The 20,107-nt window shown below is 34.0% G+C and carries 15 protein-coding genes and 1 pseudogene; 6 read left to right on the top strand and 10 right to left on the bottom strand.

Annotated elements, in window-relative coordinates; all coding sequences use genetic code 11:
* Positions 1-439: 439 nt before the first annotated feature.
* Positions 440-1,105, top strand: coding sequence for a TylF/MycF/NovP-related O-methyltransferase (locus CUC15_RS16580; protein WP_114917728.1), 666 nt, complete (start codon positions 440-442; stop codon positions 1,103-1,105).
* 64 nt (positions 1,106-1,169) lie between these two features.
* Here CUC15_RS16580 and CUC15_RS16575 read toward each other — a convergent pair whose 3' ends face one another.
* From CUC15_RS16575 to neuB, 3 genes are read right to left on the bottom strand one after another with little or no spacing between them, the layout of a single operon-like run.
* Positions 1,170-1,871: an acylneuraminate cytidylyltransferase family protein gene (locus CUC15_RS16575; RefSeq protein WP_114917727.1), complete on the bottom strand. Its 702-nt coding sequence runs from the start codon at positions 1,869-1,871 to the stop codon at positions 1,170-1,172.
* A gap of 11 nt (positions 1,872-1,882) precedes the next feature.
* Positions 1,883-3,019: a UDP-N-acetylglucosamine 2-epimerase gene (gene neuC / locus CUC15_RS16570; protein ID WP_205317623.1), complete on the bottom strand. Its 1,137-nt coding sequence runs from the start codon at positions 3,017-3,019 to the stop codon at positions 1,883-1,885.
* A gap of 6 nt (positions 3,020-3,025) precedes the next feature.
* A complete protein-coding gene (gene neuB / locus CUC15_RS16565) occupies positions 3,026-4,078 on the bottom strand; it encodes an N-acetylneuraminate synthase (protein ID WP_114917725.1) in 1,053 nt (350 codons plus the stop codon).
* A gap of 465 nt (positions 4,079-4,543) precedes the next feature.
* On the opposite strand from neuB, the gene CUC15_RS16560 reads away from it, so the two are divergent.
* Entirely contained in the window at positions 4,544-8,620 is a 4,077-nt protein-coding gene (locus tag CUC15_RS16560; RefSeq protein ID WP_114917724.1) for an Ig-like domain-containing protein, read from the top strand.
* Positions 8,621-9,003: 383 nt separating this feature from the next.
* Here the strand turns inward: CUC15_RS16560 and CUC15_RS16555 are convergent, their stop codons facing one another.
* The 5 genes from CUC15_RS16555 to CUC15_RS16535 all read right to left on the bottom strand — a co-directional run bounded on the left by CUC15_RS16555 (position 9,004) and on the right by CUC15_RS16535 (position 12,289).
* Positions 9,004-9,294, bottom strand: coding sequence for a hypothetical protein (locus CUC15_RS16555; RefSeq protein ID WP_114917723.1), 291 nt, complete (start codon positions 9,292-9,294; stop codon positions 9,004-9,006).
* Positions 9,278-9,673: a hypothetical protein gene (locus CUC15_RS16550; RefSeq protein WP_114917722.1), complete on the bottom strand. Its 396-nt coding sequence runs from the start codon at positions 9,671-9,673 to the stop codon at positions 9,278-9,280. Before CUC15_RS16550 ends, CUC15_RS16555 begins: the two co-directional genes overlap by 17 nt.
* Positions 9,670-10,680 carry a hypothetical protein gene (locus CUC15_RS16545; RefSeq protein WP_162800344.1) on the bottom strand — a complete coding sequence of 337 codons (1,011 nt, stop codon included), beginning with the start codon at positions 10,678-10,680 and terminating at the stop codon, positions 9,670-9,672. The genes CUC15_RS16550 and CUC15_RS16545 overlap by 4 nt, the downstream gene beginning before the upstream one ends.
* 358 nt (positions 10,681-11,038) lie before the next feature.
* Positions 11,039-11,806: an ATP-binding cassette domain-containing protein gene (locus CUC15_RS16540; RefSeq protein WP_114917720.1), complete on the bottom strand. Its 768-nt coding sequence runs from the start codon at positions 11,804-11,806 to the stop codon at positions 11,039-11,041.
* Between the two features lie 219 nt (positions 11,807-12,025).
* Entirely contained in the window at positions 12,026-12,289 is a 264-nt protein-coding gene (locus CUC15_RS16535) for a hypothetical protein (protein WP_114917719.1), read from the bottom strand.
* Between the two features lie 577 nt (positions 12,290-12,866).
* Here CUC15_RS16535 and CUC15_RS16530 point away from each other — a divergent pair.
* The 4 genes and pseudogenes from CUC15_RS16530 to CUC15_RS16515 all read left to right on the top strand — a co-directional run.
* Positions 12,867-14,053 (top strand): annotated as a pseudogene (locus CUC15_RS16530) (family 1 glycosylhydrolase); the annotation flags it as partial.
* Positions 14,054-14,368: 315 nt separating this feature from the next.
* Complete coding sequence (locus CUC15_RS16525; protein ID WP_114917718.1) at positions 14,369-14,683, top strand: hypothetical protein; 315 nt, start codon at positions 14,369-14,371, stop codon at positions 14,681-14,683.
* A 379-nt stretch (positions 14,684-15,062) separates the two neighbouring features.
* Complete coding sequence (locus CUC15_RS16520) at positions 15,063-16,112, top strand: 2,3-butanediol dehydrogenase (RefSeq protein WP_114917717.1); 1,050 nt, start codon at positions 15,063-15,065, stop codon at positions 16,110-16,112.
* A gap of 302 nt (positions 16,113-16,414) precedes the next feature.
* Positions 16,415-17,644 (top strand): M20 metallopeptidase family protein, encoded by a 1,230-nt coding sequence (locus CUC15_RS16515; protein ID WP_242985889.1) that lies wholly within the window; start codon positions 16,415-16,417, stop codon positions 17,642-17,644.
* 102 nt (positions 17,645-17,746) lie between these two features.
* Here CUC15_RS16515 and CUC15_RS16510 read toward each other — a convergent pair whose 3' ends face one another.
* Positions 17,747-19,558, bottom strand: a complete 1,812-nt coding sequence (locus CUC15_RS16510; protein ID WP_114917715.1) for a zinc ribbon domain-containing protein — start codon at positions 19,556-19,558, stop codon at positions 17,747-17,749.
* Between the two features lie 30 nt (positions 19,559-19,588).
* Positions 19,589-20,029 (bottom strand): hypothetical protein, encoded by a 441-nt coding sequence (locus CUC15_RS16505; RefSeq protein WP_114917714.1) that lies wholly within the window; start codon positions 20,027-20,029, stop codon positions 19,589-19,591.
* Positions 20,030-20,107 lie beyond the last annotated feature (78 nt).

Below are 20,107 nucleotides of genomic sequence, written 5' to 3'. Positions count from 1 at the left end.
TAGGGTGTATCAGATAATTTAGTTAACTATAAGGAAAAGAGAACATTTTGTACTAGTGTAGATAAGATAATACTACTTTTTATCAGGTGGATAATTTAAAATTCCTTTTTACTGAACATGGGTTGAATGCCGATTTTTTGGAGCACTTTAATGAATGAAGAAGTTCAATTTTGAATCGACTCATAAAAAAAATGTACTCAAAGCTCTGAAAATGCGTTAGGAATTAGTACATAGGTCTCCTAGGAGCTGTGCCTATTCGGTTAAAAATACAGGAAAAGAAAGATTTAGGTTTTTGTTTAACAAATTAAATGGATCTCCAGAACACCGAAAAAAACAGGAGCTGGTTTAGCTCTTATGAAATAGGTTCAGGTTTACAACCCGAGCTAAAGGCACCATATGCCTTATGAGTTATAATAAATATGATCCAAAGGAGAAAAAAATGATAAAATTACCGAATTTCACCAAAAGTTTTGAGTATGAAAATAATTTTTATTTATCTTGTGATTCCTCAAGAATGAGTAAAATAATAGCGCATTATGAGTTATATAAAAAGGCCTTAAATACACCAGGTACAATTGTAGAATGTGGTGTATTTAAAGGTGCTTCACTATCAAGGTTTGTTATGTTTAGAGATCTATTTGAAAATTCCCATTCAAAAAAAATCGTTGGGTTTGATGCATTTGGGGAATTTCCGGGTACAAATTACAATGATGATAAAGTCTTTAGACAGAATTTTATTGATGATGCAGGAGAAGAAGGTATATCTATAGAACAATTATATCAAGTGTTAGAAAATAAAGGTCTAAATCATAATGTGGAATTAATCAAAGGAGATATTAATAATACTGTACCTGAGTATATTGAAAAACATCCTGAACTAAAGATTTCATTACTAAATTTAGATACTGATATATATGAGCCGGCGGTTACCATTCTAGAAAATTTATACCCGAGAATAACTATTGGTGGTATTCTAATAATAGACGATTATGGAGTATTTCCCGGTGAAACAAAAGCTGTAGATGAATTTTTTAAAGGGAAAAAAGTTAAAATAAGGAAATTTCCATTTGCAAAGACTCCTAGTTATATAATAAAAGAAGATTAAATAATTTACTTTATTCAAATTAACAATCCCTACTCTAATTGGGGATTGTTAATTTGTTTTTATGCTATTCACGCTTTTTTCGTAACATCAACTTAAAAACCTCAAGGTCAAATTTTTCATCAATATCAATATCATATTGGCCATCCATTACATATGCAAATTTATTATCATTAAAACTTGTATTTTTAGTTAGATTTGAATTTATTTTATTGATATATATTGCACCATTTATCTTATAATAGTCTTCAAAATCCTGCCTTCTGACTGTACTACTCATTTTTAATAATGGTTCAAGTACATTATCCACATTCAGTTTTCTAATTAATAATGGGTGCTCTTTAACTTTTGATACACTCACAAGACTTTCTTGGTAGTATTTCACGATATTTTCAATTGCATCATCTATATGCCATGACTTTCTTAATGGTTGAGTTGGTTGTAGTATAACGACATAATCGTATTCAAATCCGTGTTCTCTTTGTTTTTCAATGACATGCATGATTGCATCGACTGTCTTGGAAGTATCTGATGCTAAATAGTAGGGTCTTAAATATGGTACATTTGCACCTAATTGTTTTGCAACCTGGGCAATTTCTTGATCTTCAGTAGAAACAATTATTTCATCCAAATATTTAGATGAAAGAGCTTCATCAATTGTGTATTGTATAAGTGGTTCATTATTAATTTTTACTAAGTTTTTTCTTGGAATTCCTATACTCCCACCCCGAGCGGGAATAATAGCTAAGAACTTTTTTTCTTTATACATATTAACACCTACTAATAAAGTTGCATATCAATAAATTTTTTTTGTATTGGTATTTCCCAAAAGGCTTGATTTTCTATTAATTCTATGAATTTTTTATCGCTATTACCATCACCGAAATCAACAGTTGTCTCTTTGTAATCCTTGATATTGTTAATTGCATTTAGGAGTGCATATTCATTTTCATCAACACTAATAATACTTCCTTGTTTACTATTAGGATCATATCTTCCTTCTTGTCTATTTCCCACATTAATAGAAGGAACTCCATAAATTCCTGTTTCTCTAATGCCTGAGCTAGAATTTCCTATCATAAATCGAGAATTTTTAAGTAAAGTTAAAAAGTATTCGAAGCGCATGGAAGGAAATACTTTAAATTTGTTGTTTTTATTGAATCGCTCATATTCACTGAGTATTATTGAATTCCCTTCATCATTATTTGGATAAATAACAATGTAATTTATTTCTGACTTAATTAATGAATCTACCAAAATTTTTACTTTATAGGAAAGGCTACTTATTTCGGTTGTAACTGGGTGATACATTAAGATAGCATAATCTACAAATACGATGTCGTATCTGTCTTTTACCTTAGCTAATGAAGGTAATTCATCAGAAAGCATAATATCAATATCAGGAGAACCGATAATATGTATGGTTTCTTCTCTCTCTCCAAGCTGTAATATTCTATCTTTTGCTTCTTTATTACTAACTAAATGTATATGAGCAAATTTAGTTATAGCATGTCGGATAGACTCATCAATCGTACCTGAAACTTCTCCGCCTTCAATATGAGCTACAAGTATATTGTTGAAGCTACCAACGATGGCACCAGCTAATGCTTCTAGACGATCTCCGTGTACTACTATTAAATCTGGCTTTAACTCGTGAACATAGTTGCTTAGACCTAAAACAGTGCTACTCAGTGTAATATCCATTTTTGTTTCACTTTGCTGATTAATAAATTGGTGTATATTCTTAAAACCATCTTTTACAATTTCTTTATAAGTAGAGCCGTATTTTGAAAGCATATGCATTCCTGTCACAAAAACATGCAATTCAAATTGATTACTTTTTTCAACTTCACGCATTAAAGATTTAATTTTGCCATAATCAGCTCTTGTACCTGTTAAAAATAAGATTTTCTTCATGATTGTCTACCCTTCCAGTGCAACTATGTCATTCCATTTTAAATGTTCATCTTTATTTATATCGTTTTTTATTGTTTTGCCCATTAAATCATGGTAGTGTTCAGCCTTAATTTCGCCTGTACCTGGTCTTTTGACCCAAATATTATCTTTGGTAAGAATATCACCAGCTTTGAGATCTTTTGTTGTCACGACAGTTGCGAATGCAAAGTCTATAGTAACTTGCTCTTCTTCAGCTGGTTCTTTTCTTCCTCCGCGCATTTTATATATTTCTTTACTTCCACTGATAAGCTGGTTTAACTCTTCTTTATCCATCGAGCAGATAATATCCGGTCCTTTTCTGGACTTTTTATCTGTGAAATGCCTTTCCAATATTGAGGCTCCTAATGCTGTTGCTGCTAAGCAGGAATTATTATTAATTGTATGATCGGACAATCCGATAACTGCATTAGGGAATTCTTTTTGTAATTGTTCCATACCCCCTAATCTAACTAGTTCAGGTGGTGTAGGGTAAATATTAGTGCAGTGGAGTAGAGCGTATTGTACATGGAATTTTTCTAAAATCTCTACTGTTTTTTGTATGCTCTCAATTGTATTCATTCCAGTGGAGACAATCATTGGTTTGCCGAAGGAAGCAATGTGTTCAATAAGAGGATAATTGTTGCATTCTCCTGATCCAATTTTATATGCACTCACATTCATTTCTTCTAAACGGTTGGCAGCAGCTCTAGAAAATGGAGTACTTAAAAAGATCATTCCCTTTGATTCAACATATCTTTTCAATTCTCTCTCATCATCTTCATTAAGTGCACATCTTGCCATAACATCATAAATGGATACATCTGTGTTACCAGGAATAACATGTTTAGCAGCTTTACTCATCTCATCTTCTACTATATGAGTTTGATGTTTTACAATTTCTGCGCCAGCTTCATATGCTGCATCTACCATTTCTTTAGCGGTTATTAGACTACCTTCATGGTTGATACCGATTTCTGCAATGACGATGGGTTCATGGTCAAGCCCGATTTTTCTGTTTTCTATTTGTATGTATGGGTTCATGGTGTTACCTCCAGTAAAAACATATTCGTAATTATTATATCGGTTGAAAATATTAAATGTAAAATGGGGATTTAATGTTTTAACCATCGTTGCGTAACTAGTATTAATTTATATAGCAATTATTGTTATAGCTGTAATGCGCTTCAATAATAGAGTAGCTGTCTTCCATATTTTAATGTGATAGTAACTTATTTGCTTAAAACAAATTGGTCACTGAACTTCTTGCATGTCGTTGTGCCGATTCGGTGTTGAAGCACCTAGTTATTTATAATGCGGACTATCTATTAATTGTATACGTTTAACTAAAACATCTATAGTCAAGATTTAAAAAGGAAAAACCAGTTCTAGTAGAGCACATTTTATTCTTTTGAGTAGTCTTCCTGGTTCAAACTATCTAGTATTATAGTTCTAATCACGATATAATATATTATTGACACAAAAATTAACAAAAAAGAGGGGAAGATTATGAGATTTATAAGTTTAACTAGCTTTAAGAAGTTTACATATATATTTATGATAATGATTTTGTTACAGAATCTATTCATTCCTACTTTGGTAACTGCGGAGTCTGATGGGACACCACCTGTAGTTGAGAGTGTAGAGATAAGTCCTAATGAAGTTGGGGTAGGGGAACAGGTTCGCGTGAAGGCTAAGGTTACTGATGAAAATTCAGGAGTAAAGAATGTAACTGTTTTTTTTGATTCTCCAAGTAAAAATAGAGGAGTCTCAATTCAATTAAAGTATAATGAAACAACCAAATTATGGGAAGGCAATTATACAATAGCTTCGTTAGATGAAGCAGGCAAGTGGACATTTGACTTTATAAATGCAATGGACCATGCAGGCAATAATAAATTTTATTATGAAACTGATTTCACAGATAACAATAATTTATATTTTAATGTAATTAATGAAGCAGGTGATTCCAAAGCACCAGTTGTGGAGAGTGTAGAAGTAAGTCCTAATGAAGTAGGTGTTGGAGAACAAGTTACCGTGAAGGCTAGGGCTACTGATGAAAATTCAGGAGTAAAAAATGTAACTGTTTTTTTTGATTCTCCTAGTAAAAATAGAGGAGTTTCAATTCAATTAAAGTATAATGAAACAACCAAATTATGGGAAGGCAATTATACAATAGCTTCGTTAGATGAAGCAGGCAAGTGGACATTTGACTTTATAAATGCAATAGACCATGCAGGCAATAATAAATTTTATTATGAAACTGATTTCACAGATAACAATAATTTATATTTTAATGTAATTAATGAAGCAGGTGATTCCAAAGCGCCAGTTGTGGAGAGTGTAGAAGTAAGTCCTAATGAAGTAGGTGCTGGGGAGCGGGTTACTGTGAAAACTAGGGTTACTGATAAAAATTCAGGAGTAAAAAATGTAACTGTTTTTTTTGATTCTCCAAGTAAAAATAGAGGAGTCTCAATTCAATTAAAGTATAATGAAACAACCGAATTATGGGAAGGCAATTATACAATAGCTTCGTTAGATGAAGTGGGCAAGTGGACATTTGATTTTATAAATGCAATAGACCGTGCAGGCAATAATAAATTTTACTATGAAGCTGATTTTAAAGAGCACAGTAATCTAAACTTTACTATAAATCCAGAATTAAATATTAATGATCCTGATTCTCCATACTACATCACAACTGCTAATGAAAACTGGTCGAATAAAGTAATCGACAAAGATGTTTACATTGGACCAGATTCCATTATTACGATTAATGGCAATGTAGAAATAACTGGTGATGTCTATGTTTACGGTGCATTAAAAAGCTATGGAGGTCTAAAGATTAATGGAACGCTAAATGCAAAAAATGTTAGTTATGGATATAGTGGATCGTTAAATCATGGTAGCGTTCAATTTCTAGGTGGTTCGAACAGTATAGGTTCAACAAAAGTAAGTAATCAGCCCTATGAAATACCATTTGATATTTTTAGCGAAAACTTAACGAATGAAACAGGTTCTGTTCAAATCGAAGGAAAAACATTACCATTTTTAGATGTATATGTTCAAGGTCAGAAAGTTTCTTTAAATAATAAAGGTTTGTTTAGTACAACAGTGAATAACGTTACAAGCAATAAAATACCTTTTGAAATAATAGATGTATTTGGAAATACTATAGATAAAAATGTAACTATTGAGGATGTTACTGCACCTGATAAAGTAACCAATTTTAATGTTGTAGAAAATGGTCCGAATTCTATTGAAGTTAACTGGGATAAAATCACCGATACTGATATAGAAAGTTATAGTTTATATAAAAATGATGAAAAAGTTGATTCAGTGGCTTCCAATATAAATAAGTACACGTTTACTGATTTAAAAGAAAATACAAGTTATAGTCTATCTATCGCAGCTGTTGATAACAGTGGTAATATCAGTGATTTGTCTACTATCCAGGCTATTACAAATTTACAAGCACCTACCGTGCATGAAATAAGCGACCAGGATAGTGAAGTAACAGGAGAGTCCTATCCAGGGGCAACCATTAAAGTACGATTAGATGGAAAAGAAATAGGTAGTGGCGAAGCTGAAAAAGATGGTAATTTTAAAATTACCATTCCTAAGCAGGCTGGGGGAACAACATTAAGTGTAGTTGCAATCGGAACAAGTGGTTTAGAGAGTGATGCAACTTCTATTGTTGTAGTGGATAAAACTGCACCGAAAGGACCAGTGGTTGACGCGGTATCCGATCAATCAGTGGCATTAACAGGTCAGGCCGAGGCAGAGTCTCATCTGTCAGCTAAAGTTTCAGGAAAGGAAATCGGAACTTCGACTGCCAAAGCAGATGGAACATTTGAAATAGAAATTTCCAAGCAAACAGCAGGTCAAGAAATATCCGTAACAGCTACAGATAAGGCAGGCAATGTGAGTCAAGCAACTAAACTAGTTGTAGTGGATAAAACCGCACCAGTAGCACCAGTTGTTGACGCGGTAACTGATCAATCAACGGTACTAATGGGAAAAGCAGAATCCAACTCACAACTGACGGCAAAAATTTCCGGTAAAGAAATCGGGACTGCAACTGCCAAAGCAGATGGAACATTTGAGATAAAAATCGCGAAACAAACAGCAGGCCAAGAAATAACGGTAACAGCGACAGATAAAGCTGGAAATGTGAGTCAATCGACGAAAGTGGTAGTTGGTGATGGGACTGCACCGAAAGCACCAGTAGTTGACGAGGTAACCGATCAATCAACGGTAGTAACAGGTGAAGCAGAGTCTGGCTCTCAAGTCACAGCAAAAATTTCCGGTAAAGAAATCGGGACTGCAACTACCAAGGCAGACGGAACATTTGAAATGAAAATTGCCAAACAAAAAGCAGGACAAGAGATAACTGTAACAGCGACAGATAAAGTTGGGAATGTGAGTCCAGCTACGAAAGTAATTGTAGCAGATAAAACTGCACCTGAAGCACCAGTAGTTGACGCTATAACCGATCAATCAACGGAACTAACTGGGAAAGCAGAATCAGGCTCTCAGTTGACCGCAAAAGTTTCTAGCAAAGAGATTGGGACTGCGACTGCTAAAGCAGATGGAACATTTGAAATGAGAATTGCAAAACAAAAAGCAGGCCAAGAAATAACAGTAAAAGCTACAGATAAGGCTGGAAATGTGAGTACTGCAGCTAAAGTAGTCGTTCAAGCGCAATTAGACCGTATATCTGGATATTCCAGATATGATACTGCAATCGAAATTAGCCAACGTGGTTGGACATCTGTGGAAACGGTTATCATCACACGTGGGGATAATTTTGCAGACGCATTAGCAGGGGTGCCACTTGCACATAAATTAGATGCACCAATTCTAATGACCCCTGGTTATAAGCTTTGGGATAATTCATTGAAAGAAATTAAACGACTCGGCGCGAAGAACGTTGTAATCCTCGGTGGAGAAGTAGCGGTGAGTAAAGCTGTTTCAAATACACTGGAAAAGTCGGGGCTTAAAGTACGACGCATTTTCGGACATTCAAGATACGATACAGCTGCAGTAATCGCTGCTGAAGTCGCACCTAAGGGCACTGGAAAAGTAGTAGTTGCAAATGGAATGGACTTCCCGGATGCATTATCTGTTGCATCACACGCAGCGAAGAATGGGATGCCAATTCTATTAACACAGGCTAATAAACTGCCAGATGCAACAAAAGCTAAAATTAAACAGCTTGGGGCGAAGGAAACAATAGTAGTTGGTGGAGAAATTGCTGTTTCGAAAAAAGTTGAAGCACAGCTTCCTAAAACGACTCGATTAAGTGGTCGCAGCCGTTATGACACAAATATTGCGATCTCTGAGCATTTCGGAGTAGAAAGCAAGCATTTGTATGTAGCAACAGGGAAGAACTATGCCGATGCATTAACTGGAGCAGTACTCGCTGCGAAGAACGAAAGTACAATATTATTGGTGCATAACCAAGTTCCAACTGCTCTATCAAACTATTTAAAGAATCAAAAAGCAGATAGTCTTTCCATCTTTGGTGGAGAAGTAGCAGTAAGTAAAGATGTAGAAAATGCATTAAGAAAGTTATTGCCATAACATTTTAATAAACTAAAATAGAACTGATCTGCACCTCTAATTGTTAACAAACTATCAATTGGAGGTGCAGTTTAATTATGAAAAGTATTATTACATATGCGATGAACCTTCTCAAGAAGAAGAGGAGGGGATGCGAATTTATTATCAAAAATGCGCCAGCCCCATATTTAGAAACACAGTTAGCTAATTAGTCAAAAGTTAAATAACTTGATTTACTCTAGATAATTACGAAAAACTTCAGTAATATCTTGTTTTCTAGTGCATACACGATTTTCTGCTGTAAATCGGTATAGGGAAGACCTCTTGTATGACTATTTTTTACCAGGAAAAGGCCTTCCTTCTTAATCGTCATTTGCACAATAATTTTTACACTTCCCCTTGCTTCAATTGCTTCCTTCAGAAACTGTCTTCCTTAATCCCAATAAAAACTTTATTGTAAAATGAATAATTAATCCCACAATAAAGGCTAATAAACACCCAAAAAAGGTTGCTTCTGTAGTAAATACCGTATCTTTGACCTCGATGTTGTATAATTTGAGCCCAAATAGTGTTGGGGCTGCTATTAAATTTGAAAAACCTAATAACATTAGAATAATAGGTGCAATAAATACTGCCATTACGTATAAGAATGTTACACTTAGGCCACTCGAAATAGCTTTAAATACTTTTGCCATTATGCTCCCTCATTTCTTTTAATATATTTATTATGTTCCTTCCATCAGGTAATTTAGGATGAAGCATTAATAGATTCCCAAAAGAAAATAATGTAACTAAATTAGTAAATTGATTATCAATAATAGTAACCATTATCATGGATAACAAGATCGGAAATAAAGAACCACAGATAGCAACTATTAAATTTTTATAATGTTTATTAAATTTTTCATGAATAACATAAAAGTACTTTGCATTAATTTCTATACTGAAATAATAGAACGGTCTTTTTTCTAAGACATTAAATAGTATTATAGGAATAATATGACCTATTTCATGAACTATAAGAACAAGTAATGTAGCTAAAATTAAAATAACCATAAACGTTAATAAGCTCATTTCAATATTGGTCTCCTTAAATAAATAGTTTCAATGATTAAGAACATTATTACTGAGAGAGATATATAAGTAAACTGTACAAGTATCTGGTTATTGAATAGTTGTTTTATTAAAATGTCAAAAATATTTACGACTAGCAGAAGAAAGATGAGTATATATATCTTGTTTAATTCAGTAATTTCAATTACGAAACTTACCATTGTTGATACCATTGTTACAAACCCTATAATGATGAAAGTTTCAAGTATCCCAAATACCTCCATTCCAGTTAGAAAGTAACTAATTGTTATAAATAAGAAGTATGTGAGACAGTTTAAAATATAAATGAAAAATATTCTTGAAAGGAAATAGTGGTATTTCCCAACATTCAACGTATAGATTGCTTCCTTATATTTTCTAAAATGAATACCAATACTTAAGGGCAATAATAAAATGATTTCTTTTAGACCAAAGTTTATTACCACTGAATAAATCATCGTAAAATTAACTAAATCTAAATAATAATAGAGACAAATAACAATAACTAATAAAATGATGAAGAAAAAACTTTGCTCTTTAAACACTTGATCACGAAAAAAATGGATTGTTTCTAATTTACTTTGAAGCAGAAACTTATTCTTATAATTTAAATTCTTACTTGTATATTTTTGTGAAAGGTTACCAGCATCCTTTTGCATAAATGTTTTAGTGAGAAATTCTAATGAAAATCGTACAAAAAAATACGTAATCGCAATACTAAGTAATAAAACTGCAAGTACATGCGGTAAATCTCTTCCCACTAAAAATGTTCCAAGAAAATCAATCAAATAAATTATTCCAGCAATTATCGTTATTTTAATTAATGTATTTAACCAAAACTTTTCTTTCACACCCGTTAATTTTATTGTAAAAATGTTAATGACCATCCATAAAGTAAATGATAAAAAGTAACTAATTGTAAATGACATAAGTAATAATAATACGTAAAAAAGATTAACAGTGTAACCTTTTACAAGTATACCTACCATTATCGGTACCGCTATTAAAACCAGAACAAAAAAATAAAAAGTGAAAGGTAAAAGGATTCTGCTAAAAATAATTTGGTGGGCTTTTATTTTTGTATTTAAATAGAAAAACACAAATTCATCTGCTTTAAAACTATTTCTTGACATTATTACAAAAAAAGTACTAAATATTATGCTAACCTTAACCATATTTATATAAATTTCATTTAAATCTAACTCCATATTTATTATCATCTGGATTGTTAGCGCTCCGCTTATCACATAGATAACCAATAGGCCTAATGACAGTAAGATAGAGTGGGACAGATTTTTAATTAAAAGGTTTTTTATATTTGCTGTAAATCTGGAAATTTCTACTCTTTTAACTGCTTGATATATTAAGTTCATCTAGCAACCCCTCAATATACTTATAATAATCTTTATTTACCTGTGTATATAAATCCTCTAACAAAATATTGCCAAATTTACTTTTCACTTCTTCTTTCGTATTATTTAATTTTATCGATCCGTCTCTTAATATAATGATATTATCAAATATACCTTTACCGAAATTTAAGTCATGTGTGGAAATTAACACTCCTACACCTTGGGCTTTTAACTTCTCTAATACTCTTTTTAAGGTAATTATCATATCTGGGTCCAACCCGTTCGTAGGTTCATCAAAAACCATAAAATTAGTTTTTCTCGATAATTGCGAAACGATCTGGGTTTTCTTTTTATTTCCGTGTGAGAGATTCCTGATAGGCACATTTAAATATTTATCAAGATTAAAAATTTGGATCAAATGATTTAAATAAGTATCACTTGTTACGCTGTCGCTAGTATATTTTATTAACTGAAAGTATTCTGTTGGAGTTAAATAATCTAATAGGGAAATATTATCTGGTAAGTAGGCAATTTGACTTTTAAAAAAATCGACATCCTCTAGAGACTCAAATGATATTTTACGGTTATTTAAATTAAGATCTCCTTCAAATTCTGTAAGTCCAAACAACGATTTAATAATTGTTGTTTTACCAGCTCCATTATGACCTAAAAGGAGATTAATCGTACCAGGCTTTATGTTTATTGGAATATCAGCAAGTTCAAAAGAATTATATTTTTTATGTTTAATATATAAAGAGATCATATTTACGCTCCTCGAAGCAAGTTTACAATGCTACTTTAATTTCTCAGCATCTGAAGAACCTCGCTTAGCTTAATAGTAGATGCAGGGCAGATCTGCATCCTATTTTTTCTCTTCCCCCTAAAAGCCTAACCATAGTGTCTTATGTAGATAATGTGAGAGGCATAAGTGGAATTTTACTTCAGGCTTAGGATTACTGGACAATCCTAAGCCTGAACATTTTTACTTACAATATACAGAAAGTGATAATGGCCCTAATTTAAAATCTCCACCATATTTGGCACCATTACCATATGTTTGACACACCCACATTAGTAAGGCTATACCCACAATAGCAACAATTAGGTATACAACAACCCACCAGCCTGCGTTTTTTTGCACATTATTAGAAGAAGCTATTTCTTGATGTACATTTATAACTCTATTAATAAAATACAATAATGCAGTGTATAAAACTAAGGATGACTTATTTACAGCAGCAGTCATATGCTTCACCTCCTCTCTTCTTAATTGAGAGTCCGGATTTACTATGTCTTTCCAAGTTGTAACTGGGAGCTCAACTAAGTAATTATTGTTACATCCATAAGGATGAGAACAAACAATAAATTGACCAGATACTCTTAATGACAAAGATTGATGGTGAAATTACAGCTAGGAAAATACTAGTCAGTCTTGTACTAGAATTGATAGTGGATAATGTAGGCTAAATTCCATGATGAGGTTTATGAAGAATATCGTGAAGTTTATTAAAAAAGGGTAAATACTATTTTCAGACTTATCATAATTTATTAAAAGGATTGAATCAATAAGCCAATAGAATGAATATTTATAATTTATAGTAATTTAGTGTGATTTCGTCTATTATTAAATTAGACAGGGTTAGAATCTGGAGTACATAATCATTATTGCTAAAAAATTATTAAAGGGAAATTTGTTGGGATTCGCAAAGAAAGAGGAAAATTAGGTTACTAACTTTTGGTTACTGCCATCACCAAAAGGCTCCTGCAAATTTAGCGGTGAAACGATCATCTAAAGATTATCACTGAAGCAGTTATGGAGTAATAAAGAAGTTATCTCTTTATTTGCTGAAATGGGATTAAAATGCTTGCGAACATCAATCGGATGGAGCAGAATTTTCCCTAAAGCTGATGAAGCGGAACCGAATGAAGCAGGTTTACAATTCTATGATGATGTCTTTGACGAATTGATCAAGCATGGGATTGAACCAATTATCACACTGTCCCACTTTGAAATGCGGCTTCATCTGGCGAGAGAATACGGTGGCTTCAGAAACAGAAAAATGGTGGACTTCTTCGTGAGATTTGCAGAGGTTTAAAACGTTATAAAGACAAGGTTAAATACTGGATGACATTTAATGAAATCAATAACAAAATGGATGTGAATAATCCTATTTTCTTATGGAAAAACTCTGGTGTTTTGGTAAAAGAGGGAGAAGACGCGAAGGAAGTCATGTATCAGGCAGGTCATCACGAATTACTCGCAAGTGCAAGAGCGGTATCCAAGGGGAAAGCGATCAATCCTGACTTTGAAATTGGTGCAATGGTTTCGCATGTCCCAATTTATCCATATTCATCCAATCCAGAGGACGTCATGCTGGCCGAAGAATTAATGAGACAAAGATATTTCTTCTCGGATGTTCAAGTTCCTGGTTATTATCCAAATTACGCTTTAAAAGAATTTGAAAGAGAAGGATTCAATATTAAGTTTGAAGACGGTGACGAGGAAATTTTAAGAAATGGTAAAGTAGATTATTTAGGTTTCAGCTATTATATGTCTACAACCGTTAAAAGCGATATTGAAAATGATAGTAATAATGTCGTTAATGGAGGATTTGCCCATAGTGTAGAAAATCCATTCATTAGATCTAGTGATTGGGGTTGGGCAATTGATCCGACTGGATTAAGATATACATTAAATCGTTTTTATGATAGATACCAAATTCCATTGTTTATCGTAGAAAATGGTTTTGGTGCTATTGATACTTTGGAAGAGGATGACTCTATCCAGGATACTGACAGAATTGCATATTTAAAATCACATATCGAAGCAGTGAAAAAAGCCGTGACGTATGATGGTATTGATCTAATCGGTTACACCCCGTGGGGAATCATCGATATCGTATCCTTCACAACAGGAGAAATGAAAAAACGCTACGGTATGATTTATGTGGATCGTGATAATGAGGGAAATGGATCAATGAAACGATATAAGAAAGCCTCATTTGATTGATATAAGAATGTTATAGAGTCGAATGGAGAAGAGTTGTAATATAAAATAATCCCCTGGATAAGTTGCACTTGTAGATAGTGCCTTATTTGGGGGATTTTTTGATGTGAAAATTAGCCGGATTTTTAGTGGTCTAAGGTGGAGTCTTGTTGGTTGAAGAACGCAGGGATAGTTCCCCTTTGCTGAAAGGGATACTTGGAACTACCCTGCTTTAACCTGAATGAATATATTAAGATTATTTTAATATTTTTAATATGTATCGACTTAGTAAAAAGGTTATGGTACTATAGGCTTAGTTTTAATAGGAGGTGAAATTAATTGTCAGTATCAAGAATTTTAAAATGGGTAACTGGAGCGTTCGAAGCATTCTTAGCAATACCATTAATTGGTGGAGCATTCATCATTTCTCTTTATTGGACCCCACTATTGGTAATGTTAATCTTACATATTATTACATTAGTATTAACTAAAAAGGATGAAGGTAAGTCAGTTGGTAGTATTTTAGGGATCATTACATCCTGCGTTGGTTGGATTCCAGTCGTTGGCATGATTATGCATATTCTTTCCGCTATATTCTTAATGGTAAATGCATCACAACCTGATAACAAATCTGTTAGAAATACAGCAGCATAATGCAATTATATTTTATTATTATAAAAAAACAGCGATAGGTTAGAGAAATCAACCTATGGCTGTTTTTGTTTCTATAGAATTTGAATAGAATTAGTTAAGATTTTTAAATTTACATCCCGTTATCGATTAAATAGACGAATAATATTAGTAGAAAATTCATTAGAAGTAATTAAATTGAAGTTAAATGGCTTTATAAAATTAATCAATCTAAGTTTCATTTTTATTTAAAAGCATATAAATACCCAATACTATTTAACTAGTGTTATAATGAAAGCGTAAACATAAAAGGACCAACATATATCCATTCTGTCTGCTCATACATAGTGAAATAATGGCAGACAGAGGTGTAATAGCTAATTATCAAAGGGAGGAAGAAAGAATGAAAGCAGCAGTTATATACGGGGAAAAAGATGTAAGAATTGAAGATGTTGAGGTAGCAGAGGTAACAAAAGGAAAAGTGAAGGTTAAAGTGGCTTGGACAGGCATTTGCGGAAGTGATCTTCATGCATATCATCATGGATTAGGTGTAGCATATGAAGAACATGCCATTTCGAAGCGAAAAGTTCCGCTTGTTTTAGGGCATGAATTTTCTGGTACTGTAACAGAGGTTGGGGAAGGTGTCACGAATGTATCGATTGGTGATAATGTAGCAATCGAACCAATTTTATATTGTGGAGCATGTGAATATTGCCGTAAAGGGGATTATAATCTTTGTGAGGTTTCAAATGTAGGCTTCTTGGGCTTGAGTGATGATGGTGGATTTGCAGAGTTTGCTGTTGCTGATGCAAAACATTTTCATAAACTGCCTGAAACGATGTCACTTGAAGAAGGTGCACTAGTAGAGCCAACTGCTGTTGCTTTTCACGCTGTCAGAAATAGCGGATTAAAGGTTGGGGAGTCTGCAGCAATCTTTGGTGCAGGTCCGATTGGTCTTCTTTTGTTATTATGTGCAAAAGCTGCCGGGGCAGCAGAAACCTTTGTTGTCGATATTTCTCAAGAACGTTTGGAAAAAGCAAAAGAATTGGGTGCCACACATGTAATTAATCCTATGGAAGAGAATGCTGAAGAAAAAATTATGGCTATAACAGGAAAAGGTGTTGAGGTTGCTTTTGAAGCTGCTGGAGCACAGCCTACATTTACAAGTGCCTTGGCAGCGCTTAGAAAGAAAGGGACACTGTTAGTAGTTGCTGGATTTTCAAAAGAGGTTTCTATCGATCCGAATGCATTGCTGTTTAAAGAAGCAAAAATCGAATTTAGTCTTGCATATGCAAATGATTTTCCAACAGTTATTAAATCCATTGCTGAAGGCAAGCTTGATGTGAGAAAAGTAATCACAAGAAGAATAAAACTAGATGAACTTGTGGAAGATGGCTTGGAGCTGCTAACTGAAGATAAAAGTCAGGCTAAGATTTTGGTTAGTCCGAATTAATAGAGTAGCAGATTATAGTGTTGGTAGAGGTTACTGCTTGTTGTAATCTTTACCAACATTTTTTTAAGTCGTCTATTGTGTGTTATTTACTGTCCATGATGCTTACAAAAATTGTTGATAAAAGTATCTATGAATGAAGGTTATAGAATAGAGTACATCAATATGATTGTTTTAATCTAGAAAAGAGACAAGCTGGGAAGCTGCATAAATTATTCATAATTAATAGGGATATATTAATGAATATGTTACTATCTAATTAATTGTTATTATAAGACTATTCATTAAAAAGGGAGGTTCAAATATTGCAGCTTTCAACAAATTTAACACAGGAAGAGATAAAAGATTTAGTTGCCATTGTTTACGATGATGCAGTTAATTTGCGAAGATTGTTTCATGAAAATCCTGAGCTTGGATTTGAAGAGTACCATACCCTGTCAGTCATTAAAAAATATCTTACCGATTTAGGGATAGAAGTGAAAACAGGTATAGCCAAAACCGGATTAGTAGGCATTCTACATGGTAAGGAGAAGGGACCTGTTATTGCATTAAGAGCAGATATGGATGCATTGCCAATCCAAGAAAATACAGGAACATCTTTTGCTTCTAAGAAATCTGGTGTCATGCATGCCTGTGGCCATGATATGCATATGGCAATGTTGCTTGGGGCAGCGAATGCTCTCTCACAAGTTAGAGAAAAAATTTCCGGTACAATCAAATTTATCTTTCAACCAGCAGAAGAAATGCTGGCAGGTGGAAAACGTATGGTTGAAGAAGATGTCCTAAAAAATCCTGATGTGGATTATATCTACGGATTTCATGTTTGGCCAGAACTGCCCATTGGGCAATTTGGCTTCAAGAGTGGCGCTTTAATGGCGAGTATGGATTCATTTGAAGTGTCTTTAAAAGGAAAAGCTAGTCATGGTGCAGCACCGCATCAAGGGATAGACGCAATTGTTGGGAGTGCTCAAGTAATTACTGGACTTCAATCGATAATAAGCCGTGAAACAGATCCCCTGGATTCTGTTGTTATTACTATTGGTGAATTAAAATCCGGAAACGGTTTTAATATTGTGCCGGAAAGTGCTGTTTTTAAAGGGACTGTCCGAACGATAAATAAAGAATCAAGACAAAGAGTGTCTCAGGATTTTAAAAGAATAATAGAGGGTATGGCTAATGCACTAAGGTTAGAAGCGAAAATCAATTATAAATCTGGTTATCCAATTACAAATAACACCGAAGAATTTGTTGATCATGCCAGTCGATTAGCAGAAAAGTTATTCGGGCAAAACGCTGTGGTGCATTTAGAAAAGCCAAGCATGGCCAGTGAAGATTTCTCATTTTATTTAGAGCATGTACCAGGTGCATTTATCTTTTTAGGTGTTCAGGATCAAGCGGGTGGAAGTCATAAGCTACATAATGAAAGATTTTTGCCTGATGAGAAAGCGATGAAATATGGAATTGGCTTATTTATAGCACTTGCGACAAATCCTTTTGGGACAAGGGGACAGGCACCGAGTCCCACTTTAAATTAGACTGAGTGTTTAGGACACTTGGTCTTTTTTTGCTTATAAAAATTAATCGAAACAAATTAAAATGGATTCATTGGGACAAGGTGCCTGTCCCTGTGACCCTCCCTATTCCATATCTGTAAGAACGACTCCTTCTTCAACTTGCTCCACTGTGTAATTCCAAGTATAATCCTTTGTTTCTTCATCGCCGCTTTCATAGGTTAGCTTGATAGTTTCATCTGTCGTTACAATCCATTTACCATTATTTTCTTCAATGTTCGAAACCGATGCGCTGATTACTTCCTGTGTCATTCCACTTTCATTTAATCGATCTACCAAGTCTTGCTGCATCGTATTTAGTGAACTTCCATCTTTTATATATGGTCGGACAATATCATAATCATTTGCATTAATTGCTTCGACCAGTTGATAGATATAATTTAATGTTGTTTCTTCAACATCACTGTTTAAGTCTGTGCTTGATGCTTCTCCTTCGCTATCAGTTGCAGCAGCGGTTTTTGAAGCCTTATAGAATTTCTGCGAGCCTTTCAGTGTTGTCGCTGCAGTAAAGTTATCATCGAACCAGCTATCAACAGAATAACTGGAATTAATAAGCCATTTTTTAGCACTTGAATCATAAATTATTTCGACATCAGTGTGATCGATTCGTTCGCCTAAATCTACTTTTTCACCTTCTCTGTGAGATGCAGAGGTGAAATAGAACTTAGCAGGTACTGAAATATACTGATCACTATCGAATCTTAAATTATTGTAATCCACTTCGATCGAATTTAATTGTCCTGAGAAATAGTCACCTTCGCCCCTGTAATACTCAAAATTATACTGGAAGGTTTCTCTCATATCATCCGTAATATTGGTGAACAAACTCGGATCATAGGAGGCATTTGCCTTGGCATATTCTTCTCCATATAACAAAATGGCTTCTGACAATTCATCCATCAGTGTCTTGCTCAATGTATTCGCACCGATTTCATAATAAGTCTCTTCCAATGCGATGCTTTCTGATTCGACCTCTCCCCAATTCGTCTCGACAGTTGGCGTGACTTTAACGGATCCATCTAGATTTAATGGACCAAGGGATTCGATTCTAAGGTCTTCGTCGAATGGTATTTTTTTCTTATTTAATGTAATATATGCATTTTTAATGGGTACACCGTGATTATTGAAAAGCTCCAATGTTACATAAGCTGCACCAAGCTCAACACTATGAGAAACCCAATCACTATAGCTATCTGCTAGAATTATGGATTCATCAGATTCTACTTCTGTATATTCTCCACTAAAGCTGCTTCTCAGGCTATATTTTCCAGGAGCCATTGGCCCGTAGACAACTTGTGACTCATCACTCTCTAAGATTGGGAATTCCTGTTCATTAAATGTACTTGCAACCCCATCGAATGGGATACTTACTGCTGCATATTGCGGCAGTAATGAAAAGCCGTAACGTGGGAAAATGCCCAGCCATTTTCCGTTATCGATGATCGTAAATAATTCATTATCTGAAGAAAAAGCTTTTAGATTGCTAGTATCCAGGTTAAGCGAATCCTTATCTTCTTTTGCCAATGAGATTAGGGCATTTGCTTCAGCTTTTGAAATGGATGAACCATTTAAAATCGTTAGTTCTTGTACGGTCTCAGCATCTTTTTCATTCAATGCATCAACGAATCTTTCCACCGTATTTTCAGGAGAAGTATATGATTTCCCCCATAAGTAAAAGCCAGCGATGATAATTAATAGAGCTCCCGCTGCACTTATCAATATCTTTTGCTTTTTAGTATAATTCCTTGTCTGCTTGACACGAGTTACAGCAGTTTCTTTAGGCTGTTCTTTCGTTGCTTCCAGTTTATGTCCGCAATGCTGACAGAAGTTTAAGGAATCCGTTATAGAACTCCCGCACTCTTTACAAAACTTATCCATACGTGATAATCCCTCTTCTATATGTATTTTTTATTTAAGCATTTCCTCAAACTCTTCTTGATCAAAATCTTCTCCATAAACGATAAAATAATTGCCGCTAACTTCCTTCAACACCCAAACATACAAATAATCCTTGTCTAATTGCACGCCAACTAAATTCCAATTGCTGTCAAATTCATTATCGAGATCTTCAACTGCTGCTTTATTTAGCATGTTCCTTTTTATTTCTTTGATTTTCATATTATCGATACCATCTTGGTCCATAACGTTAGAAGCTAATTCATCGATAAGGTCGTCTAAATAATAACTATCATATTCATCAGCCTGTGAAAATATTTGGTCAATTTGTTCCCCATTCCCGTTTATTGCTGCCTTGTACATGCCTTCAACTGCTCCCGCAGCTCCTCCGCCCATACATCCGCTTAAAAATAAAAGAATAAATAAAAATAATGCTGTAAACCTTTTTTTCATGATTTCCTCCTGTTTTTTCATGTTGTTATGTATGTACCTGAAATAATTGGCTAAAGAAAATTATGGAATAAAAGTCAT

The organism is Oceanobacillus zhaokaii (assembly GCF_003352005.1).
Lineage (GTDB): Bacteria > Bacillota > Bacilli > Bacillales > Amphibacillaceae > Oceanobacillus > Oceanobacillus zhaokaii.
Note: the sequence above shows the minus strand (reverse complement) of the source record. Positions and strands in the feature narration are given on the sequence as shown.